15 protein-coding genes are annotated in these 13900 nt (G+C 72.5%); 13 read left to right on the top strand and 2 right to left on the bottom strand.

The features are described from left to right. The 9 genes from V7793_RS21675 to mutM form a co-directional block, all read left to right on the top strand. Window positions 1-1109 (top strand): DAK2 domain-containing protein (locus V7793_RS21675; RefSeq protein WP_443057961.1); only part of this gene is annotated, 1109 nt, incomplete at its 5' end. Between the two features lie 109 nt (window positions 1110-1218). Further along, window positions 1219-3498, top strand: coding sequence for an ATP-dependent DNA helicase RecG (gene recG / locus V7793_RS21670; protein WP_336008986.1), 2280 nt, complete (start codon window positions 1219-1221; stop codon window positions 3496-3498). 191 nt (window positions 3499-3689) lie between these two features. Continuing rightward, window positions 3690-4289, top strand: a complete 600-nt coding sequence (gene rsmD, locus V7793_RS21665) for a 16S rRNA (guanine(966)-N(2))-methyltransferase RsmD (RefSeq protein ID WP_336008984.1) — start codon at window positions 3690-3692, stop codon at window positions 4287-4289. Between the two features lie 26 nt (window positions 4290-4315). Continuing rightward, on the top strand, window positions 4316-4795 hold the full coding sequence (gene coaD, locus V7793_RS21660; protein WP_277355284.1) for a pantetheine-phosphate adenylyltransferase: 480 nt from the start codon (window positions 4316-4318) through the stop codon (window positions 4793-4795). Between the two features lie 96 nt (window positions 4796-4891). After that, on the top strand, window positions 4892-6049 hold the full coding sequence (locus V7793_RS21655; protein ID WP_336008981.1) for an ATP synthase F0 subunit B: 1158 nt from the start codon (window positions 4892-4894) through the stop codon (window positions 6047-6049). Between the two features lie 98 nt (window positions 6050-6147). Further along, complete coding sequence (locus V7793_RS21650; protein ID WP_336008979.1) at window positions 6148-6834, top strand: YceD family protein; 687 nt, start codon at window positions 6148-6150, stop codon at window positions 6832-6834. A gap of 2 nt (window positions 6835-6836) precedes the next feature. Continuing rightward, a complete protein-coding gene (rpmF, locus tag V7793_RS21645; RefSeq protein WP_015657589.1) occupies window positions 6837-7010 on the top strand; it encodes a 50S ribosomal protein L32 in 174 nt (57 codons plus the stop codon). A gap of 19 nt (window positions 7011-7029) precedes the next feature. Further along, entirely contained in the window at window positions 7030-7884 is an 855-nt protein-coding gene (rnc, locus tag V7793_RS21640; protein WP_336008970.1) for a ribonuclease III, read from the top strand. A gap of 215 nt (window positions 7885-8099) precedes the next feature. Next, window positions 8100-8987: a bifunctional DNA-formamidopyrimidine glycosylase/DNA-(apurinic or apyrimidinic site) lyase gene (gene mutM, locus V7793_RS21635; RefSeq protein WP_336008968.1), complete on the top strand. Its 888-nt coding sequence runs from the start codon at window positions 8100-8102 to the stop codon at window positions 8985-8987. Window positions 8988-9026: 39 nt separating this feature from the next. Here the strand turns inward: mutM and V7793_RS21630 are convergent, their stop codons facing one another. After that, window positions 9027-9401: a winged helix-turn-helix transcriptional regulator gene (locus V7793_RS21630; RefSeq protein WP_336008966.1), complete on the bottom strand. Its 375-nt coding sequence runs from the start codon at window positions 9399-9401 to the stop codon at window positions 9027-9029. A 135-nt stretch (window positions 9402-9536) separates the two neighbouring features. Between V7793_RS21630 and V7793_RS21625 the strand changes: the two genes are divergently transcribed. Then, entirely contained in the window at window positions 9537-10133 is a 597-nt protein-coding gene (locus V7793_RS21625) for a flavodoxin family protein (RefSeq protein WP_443057960.1), read from the top strand. A 208-nt stretch (window positions 10134-10341) separates the two neighbouring features. On the opposite strand, the gene V7793_RS21620 is transcribed toward V7793_RS21625, so the two are convergent. Then, entirely contained in the window at window positions 10342-11250 is a 909-nt protein-coding gene (locus V7793_RS21620) for a CAP domain-containing protein (protein WP_336008964.1), read from the bottom strand. 310 nt (window positions 11251-11560) lie between these two features. Here V7793_RS21620 and V7793_RS21615 point away from each other — a divergent pair, with 310 nt between their 5' ends. The 3 genes from V7793_RS21615 to V7793_RS21605 all read left to right on the top strand — a co-directional run. After that, window positions 11561-11842, top strand: a complete 282-nt coding sequence (locus V7793_RS21615; RefSeq protein WP_058046462.1) for an acylphosphatase — start codon at window positions 11561-11563, stop codon at window positions 11840-11842. Between the two features lie 423 nt (window positions 11843-12265). After that, entirely contained in the window at window positions 12266-12472 is a 207-nt protein-coding gene (locus tag V7793_RS21610) for a hypothetical protein (RefSeq protein ID WP_030369319.1), read from the top strand. A gap of 269 nt (window positions 12473-12741) precedes the next feature. Beyond that, window positions 12742-13900, top strand: a 1159-nt coding sequence (locus V7793_RS21605) for a chromosome segregation SMC family protein (RefSeq protein WP_336008961.1), incomplete at its 3' end; no start/stop codon positions are given.

Here is a 13900-nt window from a genome sequence, read left to right as displayed (position 1 = left end):
CCGGCGGCCTCGGCCTCGTGGAGGTGATCGGAGCGCTCGCCAGGGCCCTGTCCGGGGAGGCCCCCCCGCGCGGCACGCGCGGGGGGACGCGACCCGTCCCCGTACCGCCGCAGCCCGCCGCCCCGGCGCAGGGCCCCGTGCCCTGCCCTGCCTCCGCCCCGGGCGGCGCCTCGCCCGCCTTCGAGGTCATCTACCTCCTGGACGCCGACGACAGCGCCGTCCCGCGCCTGCGCACCCGGCTCGACGCCCTGGGCGACTCCCTCGTCGTCGTCGGCGGCGACGGTCTGTGGAACGTCCACGTCCACGTGGACGACGCCGGAGCCGCCGTCGAGGCCGGCATCGAGGCGGGGCGCCCGCACCGCATCCGCATCACCCACTTCGCCGGAGCCGCCGCAGGAACCGTCGCCGCAGCACCGGCAGACGACCCCGGCCGCACCCGCGAGCCCGCCCGGCGCGCCGTCGTCGCGGTCGTCCCCGGCGAAGGCCTCGCCGGGCTGTGCGCGGACGCCGGCGCCACCGTCGTCGCGGCCCGCCCCGGGGAGCCCCCCGCCAGCGGGGAGCTCGTCGACGCCATCCGCCGCGCCAACGCCCGCGAGGTCGTCCTGCTCCCCAACGACCCCGAACTGCGGCACACCGCGGCCGCCGCGGCCGAGCAGGCCCGCGCCGCGGGCGTCCGCGTCGCCCTCATCCCGACCCGCGCCGCCGTCCAGGGCATCGCCGCGCTCGCCGTCCACGAGCCCGCACGCCGCTTCGACGAGGACGTCGTCGCGATGACCTCCGCCGCCGGAGCCACCCGCTACGCCGAGCTCGCCGTCGCCGAACGGCAGGCCTGGACCATGGCCGGCGTCTGCCAGGCGGGCGACGTGCTCGGCCTCATCGACGGCGACGTGGCCGTCATCGGCTCCGACCTCACCGCCACCGCCGCGACCGTCCTGGACCGCATGCTGGCCGCGGGCGGCGAAATGGTCACCCTCGTCCTCGGCGCGGACGTGCCCGACGCCGTCGCCGACCGCCTGGAGCGGCACGTACGGGGCGGCCACCTCGCCGTCGACACAGTGGTCTACCGGGGCGGGCAGCAGGCGCCGCCGCTGCTCATCGGCATCGAGTGACCCCGGACGAGTCACGGGGCGGGGCAACGGGCGAAACACCGGACGAGGCAACGGGCGAAACCTCGGACGAGGCGCCGAATGGCACCGTCTGTCAGTGCGGTGGTGTGCAATGGGACGCGTGCCAGCGCTTCACGAACCCCTGAAGAAGATCCTCGGCGGCAGCACCGCGAAGGTGATGGCCGAGCACCTCGACCTGCACACGGCCGGCGATCTGCTGCACCACTACCCGCGCCGCTACGCCGAGCGCGGTGAGCTGACGCGCCTGGCCGACCTGCCGCTGGACGAGCACGTCACCGTCGTCGCCCAGGTCGCCAAGGCCGCCATGAAGACGTTCAACCACGGCAAGGGCGTCCGCCTGGAGGTCGTCGTCACCGACGGCACCGGCTCCCTGACCCTCGTCTTCTTCGGCCGCGGCGCCTACGCGCGGGAGAAGGAGCTGATCCCCGGCCGCCGCGGCATGTTCGCCGGCAAGGTCTCGGTCTTCAACCGCACCCGCCAGCTCCTCCACCCCGACTACGAGCTCCTGGACCGCGACAGCGGGGCCGGCGCCGCCGAGGCCTTCGCCGGCCGTCTCCTGCCGATCTACCCCGCCTGCAAGCAGTTCCAGTCCTGGAAGCTCACCAAGGCCGTCGACACCCTGCTGGACCTGTTCGAGGCCGAGCAGTGGCAGGGCCTCACCGATCCGCTGCCCCCCTCGCTGCGCGACGGTCGCGGCCTGGCCGCCCTCCCCGACGCCTTCCGCAAGGTCCACCGGCCCCGCAACAAGGCCGACATCGAGGACGCCCGGGCCCGCCTGAAGTGGGACGAGGCGTTCGTCCTCCAGGTCGCCCTCGCCCGCCGCCGGCACGCCGACTCCCAGCTGCCGGCCGTGGCCCGCAAGCCCGTGGCCGGCGGCATCCTCGACGCCTTCGACGCCAAGCTGCCCTTCACCCTCACCGAGGGCCAGCGCGCCGTCTCCGCGGAGATCTTCGACGACCTGGCCACCGAGCACCCCATGCACCGCCTCCTGCAGGGAGAGGTCGGCTCGGGCAAGACCATGGTGGCCCTGCGCGCCATGCTCGGCGTCGTCGACGCCGGCGGCCAGGCCGCGATGCTCGCCCCCACCGAAGTGCTCGCCCAGCAGCACCACCGGTCGGTCACCGAGATGATGGGCGAGCTGGCCGAGGGCGGCATGCTCGGCGGCGCCGAGCGGGGCACCAAGGTCGTGCTGCTCACCGGCTCCATGGGGACGGCAGCCCGGCGGCAGGCGCTGCTCGACCTCGTCACGGGCGAGGCCGGCATCGTCATCGGCACCCACGCCCTCATCGAGGACAAGGTGCAGTTCCACGACCTCGGCCTGGTCGTGGTCGACGAGCAGCACCGCTTCGGCGTCGAGCAGCGCGACGCCCTGCGCTCTAAGGGGAAGCAGCCGCCGCATCTCCTGGTGATGACCGCGACCCCGATCCCGCGGACCGTCGCCATGACCGTCTTCGGCGACCTGGAGACCTCCGTCCTGGACCAGTTGCCGGCCGGCCGCTCGCCCATCGCGACCCATGTGGTGCCCGCCAAGGACAAGCCCCACTTCCTGGCGCGCACCTGGGAGCGCGTGCGCGAGGAGATCGAGGGCGGGCACCAGGCCTACGTGGTCTGCCCCCGGATCGGCGACGACCTGGGGGAGGAGGGTGATGCCAGGACGCCCGCGAAGGGCACCTCGAAGGGCACCTCGAAGAGCGCCTCCAAGGGCGGGACGGGGGACGAGGCGGGGCAGGCCGCGGCGGAGGGCGACGGCGAGCGGCGCCCGCCCCTCGCCGTCCTGGACGTCGCCGCGCAGCTCGCCAAAGGCCCCCTGAGCGGGCTGCGCGTGGAGGTGCTGCACGGCCGCATGCAGCCCGACGCCAAGGACGACGTGATGCGCCGCTTCGCCGCCGGCGAGGTGGACGTCCTGGTGGCCACGACCGTCATCGAGGTCGGCGTGAATGTGCCCAACTCCACCGTCATGGTGATCATGGACGCGGACCGGTTCGGCGTCTCCCAGCTCCACCAGCTGCGCGGCCGCGTGGGGCGCGGTTCGGCCCCGGGCCTGTGCCTGCTGGTCACCGACGCCCCGGAGGCGAGCCCGTCCCGCGCCCGCCTCGCCGCCGTCGCCGGCACCCTGGACGGCTTCGAGCTCTCCCGCATCGACCTCGAACAGCGCCGCGAGGGCGACGTCCTCGGCCAGGCCCAGTCCGGCGTCCGGTCGTCCCTGCGCATGCTCACCGTCATCGACGACGAGGAGGTCATCGCCGCCGCCCGGGAGGAGGCCGCGGCCGTCGTCGCCGCCGACCCGGAGCTGGAGGCGCTGCCCGACCTGCGCACCGCGCTGGACGCCCTGCTGGACGAGGAGCGGGAGCAGTACCTGGACAAGGGCTGAGCACGCCCGTCCGGCCACGGGACCCGCACCCGGGGCGACAGCCCCCGCGGAGGCGCCCGGCGGGCTGCGACGCCCTAGGCTGAAGGGGCGGCGCCCGGCCGGCCGACCGTCAGGTCGTCGCAGCCCCGCCGCACCGTCAGACCGCCGCACACCGCCCCACCGCCACACCGTCGCGAAGGACCGAGGACCCCATGACCCGCGTGATCGCCGGCATCGCCGGCGGACGCCGCCTGGCCGTGCCGCCCGGCACCGGCACCCGCCCGACCTCCGACCGGGCGCGCGAGGGCCTGTTCTCCACCCTGGAGTCCCTGCTGGGCACCCTCCACGGCACCCGCGTCCTGGACCTGTACGGAGGCTCGGGCGCGGTCGGCCTGGAGGCGCTCTCGCGCGGCGCCGCGCACGTCCTGCTGGTGGAGGCCGACGCCCGCGCGACGCGCACCATCCGCGAGAACGTCCGCACGCTCGGGCTGCCCGGAGCCGAGGTCCGATCCGGCAAGGCCGAGCAGATCGCGGCCGGCCCGCCCCCCGCGGCCCCCTACGACGTGGTCTTCCTCGACCCGCCCTACGCCGTCACCGACGAGGCGCTCCGCGAGATTCTCCTCACACTCCGTGCCGGGGGGTGGCTTGCGGACGAAGCGCTGGCCACCGTGGAGCGCAGCACCAGAGGCGGAGAATTCCCCTGGCCGGACGGTTTCGAGGCACTGAGGGCCCGTCGCTACGGCGAGGGGACGCTTTGGTACGGTCGCGCCGCCTCGACGTGCGCCGAAGAGACTTCTCCCCGCGCGTCATGAATGGACCGGAGAGCGAGGAGACACCGTTGCGCCGCGCCGTCTGTCCGGGGTCGTTCGACCCCGTCACCAATGGACACCTCGACATCATCGCCCGCGCTTCCAGGCTGTACGACGTCGTCCACGTCGCAGTGATGATCAACCAGTCGAAGAAGGGCCTGTTCACGGTCGAGGAGCGGATAGACCTGCTCCGCCAGGTCACCGCCGAGTACGGCAACGTGAAGGTGGAGTCCTTCCACGGCCTCCTCGTCGACTTCTGCAAGCAGCGCGACATCCCCGCCATCGTCAAGGGCCTGCGGGCGGTCAGCGACTTCGACTACGAGCTGCAGATGGCCCAGATGAACAACGGGCTCTCGGGCGTCGAGACCCTGTTCGTCCCGACCAACCCGACGTACAGCTTCCTGTCGTCCAGCCTGGTCAAGGAGGTCGCGGCCTGGGGCGGAGACGTCTCCCACCTGGTCCCGCCGCTGGTGCTGGAGGCGCTCACCGAACGGCTCGGCGAGCGCTGACACCCCGCCCCTCCCGGCAGCTGTCGGGCGGAGGCCGACTGCCCGTACAGTCGACCCCGTTCGTGTCGTCCGGCAGAAGAAAGTGGCGAGCGCCAGGTGGACGTCCAGAAGAAGCTCGACGAGATCGTCACGACCGTCACCGGCGCCCGCTCCATGCCGATGTCCGCCTCGTGCGTGATCAACCGCGCCGAGTTGCTCGCCCTGCTCGAGGAGCTCCGCGCCGGGCTGCCCGGCTCGCTCGCCCGCGCGCAGGAGCTCATCGGCGACCGCGAGCAGATGGTCGCCGAGGCCCGTGAGGAAGCCGAGCGGATCATCGAGTCGGCGCGCGCCCACCGCGGTTCGCTGATCTCCGACACCGAGGTCGCCCGGCAGTCCCAGGAAGAGGCCGACCGGATCCTCGCCGAGGCCCGCCGGCAGGCCGGGGAGGTCCGCGCCGAGGCCGACGACTACGTCGACAGCAAGCTCGCCAACTTCGAGGTCGTCCTCACCAAGACCATCGGCTCCGTCGACCGGGGCCGCGAGAAGCTGCTGGGCCGCGCGGACGGGGACGGGGGCTACGGAGGGCCGGAGGGGGACGCGGACGCCCCGGAGCCCAGCTCCGACCCCCGTGTCCAGCGGCAGCAGGCCGATGCCTACGTCGACGCGAAGCTCGGCGCCGTCTCGGCGGTCCTGAGCAAGACGCTGGAGGCCGTCGGCCGCGGCCGCGAGAAGCTCCTCGGCTCCCGCCCGGCCGACGAGCTGGGCGCCCACATGGCCGCCCAGGACGGCTTCCACGCCGCCAGCCCCACCAGCGACGCCGACTTCCTCGCGGGACTGGCCGCGCCCCAGGCGCAGGCCGCCCCGGAGCCGGCCGCCGCCCCCCACGGGGCGCCCCATGCGGCGCCCCACGCGGGCTACGACGGCTACTACGAGCAGCAGGGCTACGGAGCCGACCCGTACGTCTACCAGCAGCAGTACGAGGCGGACGGCTCCCACGGGCAGCAGGCGGACCCGTACGCGGTCCAGGGCGGCTACCACCAGGCCGACCCGTACGCCTGGCCCTCCCCGGCCCCGGGCGACGGCCACGGCGCCCACGGCGGCTACGTGCCCCAGCAGCACCAGCCTGCACAGCACCAGTCCGCGCAGCATCAGCCGCCGCAGCACCACCTCGCCCAGGACCGGCCCCAGGCGGGCGCAGCGCTGGACGAGACGAGCCTCTTCGACACGTCGATGATCGACCTGGAGCAGCTCCGCCGTTACGAACAGGGCCGCTGACCGGCGCCTTACGACGGCCGATTGGGTCTACGGCGACCCGTCCAGTATCCTGGCTCTTCGGTCGCGTGTGCATTCGCGATCTCGGCTGCCCTCATCGCATGCGTCACCGCATACGGTCCGGGCCGCCGTCACCGCAGCGTAGAAAGCAGGAAGCCCTGAACGCCCGCCTCGATCACCGTTCCCCTCTCGTGTTCGACACACGCGAGCTGGGTCGGCGTCCCGGTGCGCTGAAGAGGGTCTCCCGCTCCGTACCGGCCCCCGATCACCTCGGTATCGAGGTCATCTCCGTGGCCGAGGGCGCGACCGTCGAGCTCGACCTCCGACTGGAGTCGGTCATGGAAGGGGTGCTTGTCACAGGCACCGCCCGTGCACCGCTCACCGGGGAGTGCGTAAGGTGTCTGGAGCCGCTCGAGCGTGAGCTCGAAGTGGACTTCCAGGAGATGTACTCCTACCCCGACGCCGATGACCGGAGCCGCCCCGCGGATACCGGCGACGACGCCGAGGAAGACGAAGAGGACATGCTCTTTCTCGAGGCCGACTTGCTCGACCTCGAACCCGTGCTGCGTGACGCGGTGGTGCTCGCACTGCCGCTGCAGCCGGTGTGCCAGGACGACTGCCCCGGCCTGTGCTCCGAGTGCGGAGCGCGGCTGGTGGACGACCCGGACCACCACCACGAGACCGTCGACATTCGTTGGGCGGCACTGCAGGGACTCGCCGGTTCCGACCAGGACGGCGAGAAGGACAACGCACCCCGCTCCGTCGGGGATGACTCACAGGAGAAGTAGCCGTGGCTGTTCCGAAGCGGAAGATGTCGCGCAGCAACACGCGCCACCGCCGGTCGCAGTGGAAGGCTGCGGTCACCCCCCTGGTGGCGTGCGAGCGCTGCCACGAGCCGAAGCAGCAGCACATCGCGTGCCCGAGCTGCGGCACCTACAACAAGCGCCAGGTCCTCGAGGTCTGATCGGCGGGTGACAGGCTCCATGTCAGACGCCACTACGCCGAAGAGGGCGCCGGCGGACACGGCCTCGTCTCACACGCTTCTGGAAGGGCGGCTCGGGTACAAACTCGAGACCGCCCTTCTGGTGCGTGCGCTGACCCACCGTTCCTACGCGTACGAGAACGGCGGCCTGCCGACGAACGAGCGCCTGGAGTTCCTCGGGGACTCCGTCCTGGGCCTCGTGGTCACGGACACGCTCTACCGCATCCACCCCGACCTGCCCGAGGGCCAGCTGGCCAAGCTGCGGGCCGCGGTGGTCAACTCCCGTGCACTGGCGGAGGTGGGCCGTGGGCTCGACCTCGGCTCCTTCATCCGGCTCGGCCGCGGTGAAGAGGGCACGGGCGGCCGCAACAAGGCGTCCATCCTCGCGGACACCCTGGAAGCGGTCATCGGTGCGGTCTATCTCGACCAGGGTCTCGAGGCTGCTGCCGAGCTGGTTCACCGGCTCTTCGATCCGCTGATCGAGAAGTCCTCGAACCTCGGCGCCGGCCTGGACTGGAAGACCAGCCTCCAGGAGCTGACCGCGACGGAGGGACTCGGCGTGCCCGAGTACCTGGTCTCCGAGACCGGTCCCGACCACGAGAAGACCTTCACGGCTGCTGCCCGCGTCGGTGGTGTCGCGTACGGCACCGGCACCGGCCGCAGCAAGAAGGAAGCGGAGCAGCAGGCGGCGGAAGCCGCCTGGCGCGCCATCCACGAGGCGGCGGAGGCTCGCACAGCCGCCGCCGCGAAGGCCGAGGCCGTGCAGGCCGAAGCCGTGGACAAGGCGGAGGCCGGCAAGGCCGAAGCCGCGGAGCAGGCCGGGGTCGAGACGACCGAGGCCGACGCCGCATCCTGACGCACACGTCCCCGAACGCCGGGCGCCCCTGACTCCAGGGCCGCCCGGCGTTCGGCGAACGTGCCGCTGCAGCAAGCAGCAAGCAGCAAGCAGTGCGCGGTACCGGCGCCGAGGCGCCGCAGTACCGAAACAATGAGTGTCGAAGCGCCGACCGCAGCATCCGCGGGATCCGCCGTACCCGGGCGGCGCCCGCGAGCCCTTCCCGGAGGAGCCCCGTGCCCGAACTGCCCGAGGTCGAGGTCGTCCGGCGCGGGCTCGCGCAGTGGGCCTGCGGCCGCACCGTGGCCGACGTCCAGGTGCTGCACCCCCGGGCGATCCGGCGCCACCTCGCCGGCCCCGAGGACTTCGCCGCCCAGTTGGCCGGCCGCCGCCTCGGCGTGGCCCGGCGGCGCGGCAAGTACCTCTGGCTGCCGCTGGAGACGGAAGGCCCCACGGCCCCCGACCGGGCGGTCCTCGCCCACCTCGGCATGAGCGGCCAGCTCCTCGTCCAGCCGCACGAGGCCCCCGACGAGAAGCACCTGCGCATCCGCATCCGGTTCGACGACACCGCCGGCACGGAGCTGCGCTTCGTCGACCAGCGCACCTTCGGCGGGCTCTCCCTGCACGACACGGTGCCCGGCGACCCCGAGGGGCTCCCCGACGTCATCGCGCACATCGCCCGCGACCCCCTCGACCCCGCCTTCGACGACGAGGCCTTCCACGCCGCGCTGCGCCGACGCCGTACGACGCTCAAGCGGGCCCTGCTCGACCAGTCGCTCATCAGCGGGGTCGGCAACATCTACGCGGACGAGGCGCTGTGGCGCTCCCGGCTGCACTACGACCGGCCCACCGCGTCCCTGACCCGGCCGCGCAGCGCCGAGCTGCTCACGCACATCCGCGAGGTCATGAACGAAGCCCTCGCCGTCGGCGGCACCAGCTTCGACAGCCTCTACGTCAACGTGAACGGCGAGTCCGGCTACTTCGACCGCTCGCTGGACGCGTACGGGCGCGAGGACGAGCCGTGCCGCCGCTGCGGTACGGCCATGCGCCGCCGCCCCTGGATGAACCGATCCAGCTACTTCTGCCCGCGCTGCCAGCGCCCTCCGCGCCCGCGCGCCGCGTAGCCGTTCCCGCGCCGGGCAGCGCCCGGGACGCCTTCCTGCTTACGCCCCGCGCTCCGCGTCGTACTTCTCCTGGGCCGCGAGGATCTCCGGCATGCGCTCCTCCAGCAGCCCGATCAGCCCCACGAGTCGGTCGGCGACGTCCTGCCCCAGCGGCGTGAGCGCGTAGTCCACGCGGGGCGGGTTGGTCGGCTGCGCCTCCCGGTGCACCAGGCCGTCGCGCTCCAGTGCGTGCAGCGTCTGGGACAGCATCTTCTCGCTCACGCCGTCGACCCGGCGGCGCAGCTCGTTGAAGCGCAGCGTGCACTCGTACAGGGCCACGACCGTCAGTGCGCCCCATCGCCCCGTGACGTGCTCCAGGGTGCCGCGCGAGGGGCAGGAGCGGGCGAACACGTCGAAGGGCAGGTCCGGGTCCATGGTCGCAAGCATACTCCCGCACAGCGCTAACTTCTGGATTGCGCTTTCTAAAAGTTAGTGCTTTCCTTCTGGTCGTGCCGCTCGGCACACGCCGCCGTGTGCCGCCCGGCATGCGCCCGTCCATTGGAGGCCCCCATGACCGACGCCCTGCCCCAGCCCGTCGTCTCCGTCGCTTACCACTCCGGCTTCGGCCACACTGCCGTCCTCGCCGAGGCGGTCCGGGACGGCGCCGCCGACGCCGGCGCGACCGTCCACCTGGTCAAGGTCGACGAGATGACGGACGCCGAGTGGGCGCAGCTCGACGCGTCCGACGCGATCGTCTTCGGCTCGCCCACCTACATGGGCACCGCCAGCGCCGCTTTCCACGCCTTCGCCCAGCAGACCTCCGGCCGCTGGGCCGACCGCGCCTGGCAGGACAAGATCGCCGCAGGGTTCACCAACTCCGCCTCCAAGAGCGGCGACAAGCTGGCCACCCTGCAGTACTTCTCGCTCCTGGGCGCGCAGCACGGCATGCACTGGGTCGGCCTCGGCCTGCTGCCCGGCTGGAACAGCTCCGTGGCTTCCGAGAACGACCTCAACCGCCTCGGCTTCTTCCTCGGCGCAGCAGCGCAGAGCAACGCCGACCAGGGCACCGAGGGCGTCCACAAGGCGGACATCCTGACCGCGGAGCACCTGGGTACGCGGGTCGCCGAGGCCGCCCGGGTCGCGCTCGCCGGCCGCGCCGCACTCTGATCCGACGGATCGCCCCCACGGGGTGTCGGGTGCTGCAGGGGGTGTGCCTTGAGCGAGCCCCGCATGGGGCGACCCCACGGCAGTCGCATACGGCGGATCCTGACCGCCGCACGGGGCGCGCTACGGGCACCGTATGAGGCGGCCTTCGAGCCCCATGAGGCCGCCTCTGTCGCCGCATGGGGCGGGCCCGCCGCGCACCGTGCAGTGATCAGTAACCGAAGTCCTGCGTCCACCAGGGGCCGCTCGCGCTGGTGTTCAGCCCGATGCCCAGGGTGCGGTAGTCGCGGTTGAGGATGTTCGCCCGGTGGCCGGCGCTGCGCATCCAGGCGTCCATCACGGCGCGGGCGTCCGGGTGGCCACGGGCGATGTTCTCCCCGCCGAGGTTCCGGATGCCGTGCTTGGCGGCCCGGTCCCAGGGTGTGCGGCCGTCCGGGTCCGTGTGGTTGAAGAATCCGCGCCGCGCCATGTCGTCGCTGAACGCCTGGGCGAGCCCGGTCAGCCGGGCGCTGGCCTTCAGCGGCCTGAGGCCCGCCTTCGCCCGCTCCTGATTGACCAGGGCGAGCAACTGCCGTGCCACCGACGGGTAGAGAGCGGCCTGATCGGCCGTCTGCTGTTCCTGTCCGGCGGGCTGCGCATGGTCGGCGACCCGGGTCCGCCCCTGGGCCTGGGCTTGGGCCTGGGCTTGTGCATCGGGCGCCGGGGCTGCACCTTCCCGGCCCGGAGCGTCGGCGGCCTGCGCATCGCCGGAGCCGCCGCCCGGCCCCGTACGCCCTTCGCCGCCCGGATCGTTGCCCGCCCCCTGCGGCCCCGGAGTCGCGTCGGCAGGCGCTGCCGGCGGGCCGGACGGGGAGGAAGCGGAGCCGACGGGCACTGCGGTGTCCCCGCGCGGCGCGGGAGGCCGTTCGGCGTTGCGGCTCACGTGCGACTGGCCGCGGCCGGAAGGCCCTGCGTCGGGCCGCGTGAACTCGGTGACGGGCGGCTCTTCGGTCCGCACCTGCCCGCCGCCGTGGTCGTCGTTGCCGAGCTGGAGGGTGCCCCCGCCGGAGAACAGGCCGGAGGTCATCGCGACCACGCCCATGGCCATGGCGGCGGACGCGCCCAGCAGCCCCGTACGCACCGGGGTCTTCGGCCGGGCACGCGGGCGCCGGGGATCGGGGGGCCATTCCGCGGCCGTGGCGCCGGGATCGCCGGAGGGATCGGGGGCTGAGGCGCCGCTCGTCCTCCCGGCGTGCGGGGGAGCGGGGACGGGGCTGCCTGCGGTCCTGGGGGCAGAGCGTCGGTGGCGACCCATCCGCTGCCTTCCTTACGTGTTCGGCTCGTTGTGCGTCACTCGTACGGGGAGGGGAGACCTTGTCGAGCGGCGACTGTACGGCAATAGACGCGGGGTCGAAGTGCTGATTATGCAATTGGCCGGTTAGCGTGCAGACATGAACGAGAATGTCCGTCTCACGGCGTGGGTCCGTGGACATGTGCAAGGTGTCGGCTTCCGGTGGTTCACGCGGGAGAACGCTTTGCGTATCGGAGCGCTCGCCGGCTTCGCGTCGAATCTGGCCGACGGCAGGGTCCAGGTCGTCGCGGAGGGCCCGCGCGAGGGGTGCGAACTTCTGCTCGATTGGCTGCGGGCGGGCGACACGCCCGGGCGGGTGGAAGGGGTGACCGAGATCTGGGGTGACCCGCGGGGCGGTTATGACGGGTTCGAGATCCGCTGACCATAACGGTTCGGAAAACGGGAAATCGTCCGGGAGGGTGTGCGCGGGGGCCGTGAAGAACGGGGGCCGAGGGTCACGATGACCTTAGTGATATGCCTTTGGCATATGCGTGGGAGAGAAATTCCCTGATGGTTGCCAAGACGGCCCCGGCGTGGAAGGCTGCGAGGCAACGGATGATCTCCACGCCCCTCCGGGCCCCGGCCGCGCCGGCGCCGCGCATTGACCGCCGCGCCCCCCGGGACGCCCGCGGATACGGGGTGTGATCGTGTTGACCGTCAAACTTTTTGGTGAGACTCTGGAAGCCCCGCGCACCTTAGCTGTTTGGCATTGAAGACTGCAGCAACGATGGCAGACACCGCGGGTGCGAATCCCTCACGACCCACACCGCTTCGGTCGGTCACTCAGTGTGGAGGACCATCCATCATGGCAAAGGCGCTTCTCGGTTACGTCGGCGGCTCCGACCCCCGAGTCCTCGCCGAGATGCGACGGCTTCAGCAGCGTGTCCAGGACCTCGAATCCGAGCTCATCCGGATGCAGGCCGAGAATGACGCGCTGTCTGCCGCCGCTCACCACGGCGACTCGCTGCTCGACAGCATCGACGTTTCCAAGGCGGAGCCTGCGCTCGCCTGACCAGAGGCCCTGCCCCGGGGGCCGGTCGGGCTGCACTGTCAGCCGCTTGAGAGTTGCAAGGGACGCTTCGGCGTCCCTTCGTCATTTCCGATCATCGTATCGTCGCGGTGTTTCCCAGCGGTTGCGGCTATTTTTTCCCACTTTTCGGTGCGCTCTTAACGACTGATGTGCCCTGCCCCTTCCCAGGTGAAACCAATTGAAGGGCGCGGCACGCCAGCATGCCGTCCGGGGCGGCTCCCGTAGAGGCCCGGCCGGTAGAGTCCTACCGCGTGCACCTCAAGAGCCTGACCCTGCGGGGGTTCAAATCCTTCGCCTCCGCGACGACCCTGCGCTTCGAACCCGGGATCACCTGCGTCGTGGGGCCCAACGGCTCCGGCAAGTCCAATGTCGTCGACGCCTTGTCCTGGGTCATGGGCGAGCAGGGGGCCAAGTCCCTGCGCGGCGGCAAGATGGAAGACGTGATCTTCGCCGGGACGACCGGCCGCCCGCCGCTGGGCCGCGCCGAGGTCTCCCTCACGATCGACAACTCCGACGGGGCCCTGCCGATCGACTACTCCGAGGTCACCATCACGCGGATCATGTTCCGCAACGGCGGCAGCGAGTACCAGCTCAACGGCGACACCTGCCGGCTGCTCGACATCCAGGAACTGCTCTCGGACTCCGGCATCGGCCGCGAGATGCACGTCATCGTCGGCCAGGGCCAGCTCGACTCCGTGCTGCACGCCGACCCCACCGGCCGCCGCGCCTTCATCGAGGAGGCGGCGGGCGTCCTCAAGCACCGCAAGCGCAAGGAGAAGGCGCTGCGGAAGCTCGACGCGATGCGCGCGAACCTCGCCCGCGTCCAGGACCTCACCGACGAGCTCCGCCGGCAGCTCAAGCCGCTCGGCCGGCAGGCGGCCGTCGCGCGCCGTGCCGCCGTCATCCAGGCCGACCTGCGCGACGCGCGCCTGCGGCTCCTCGCCGACGACCTCGTCACCCTCCGGGAAGCGCTGCGGGCCGAGCTGGCCGACGAGGCCGCCCTCAAGGCCCGCAAGGACGGCGCCGAGGCCGAGCTGAAGGCCGCCCTGCAGCGTGAGGCGGTCCTGGAGGAGCAGGTGCGCACGCTCGCCCCGCGCCTGGCCGCCGCCCAGCAGACCTGGTACGAGCTCTCGCGCCTCGCCGAGCGCGTGCGCGGCACGATCGGACTCGCCGACGCGCGCGTCACCAGCGCCACCTCCGCCCCCGCCGAGGAGCGGCGCGGCCGCGAACCGGAGGACCTGGAGCGCGAGGCGGCCCGCGTCCGCGAGCAGGAGGCCGAGCTGGAGGCCGCCCTGGAGGCGGCGAGCCGCGCTCTGGAGGACACCACCGAGCACCGTGCGGCCCTGGAGCGGCAGCTGGCGGACGAGGAGCGCCGGCTGCGCGACGCCGCCCGCGCCATCGCCGACCACC

Origin of the sequence: Streptomyces sp. KLMMK (assembly GCF_036961605.1) — a bacterium.
GTDB lineage: Bacteria > Actinomycetota > Actinomycetes > Streptomycetales > Streptomycetaceae > Streptomyces > Streptomyces telluris.
This window is presented reverse-complemented; position numbering and strand designations above follow the sequence as displayed.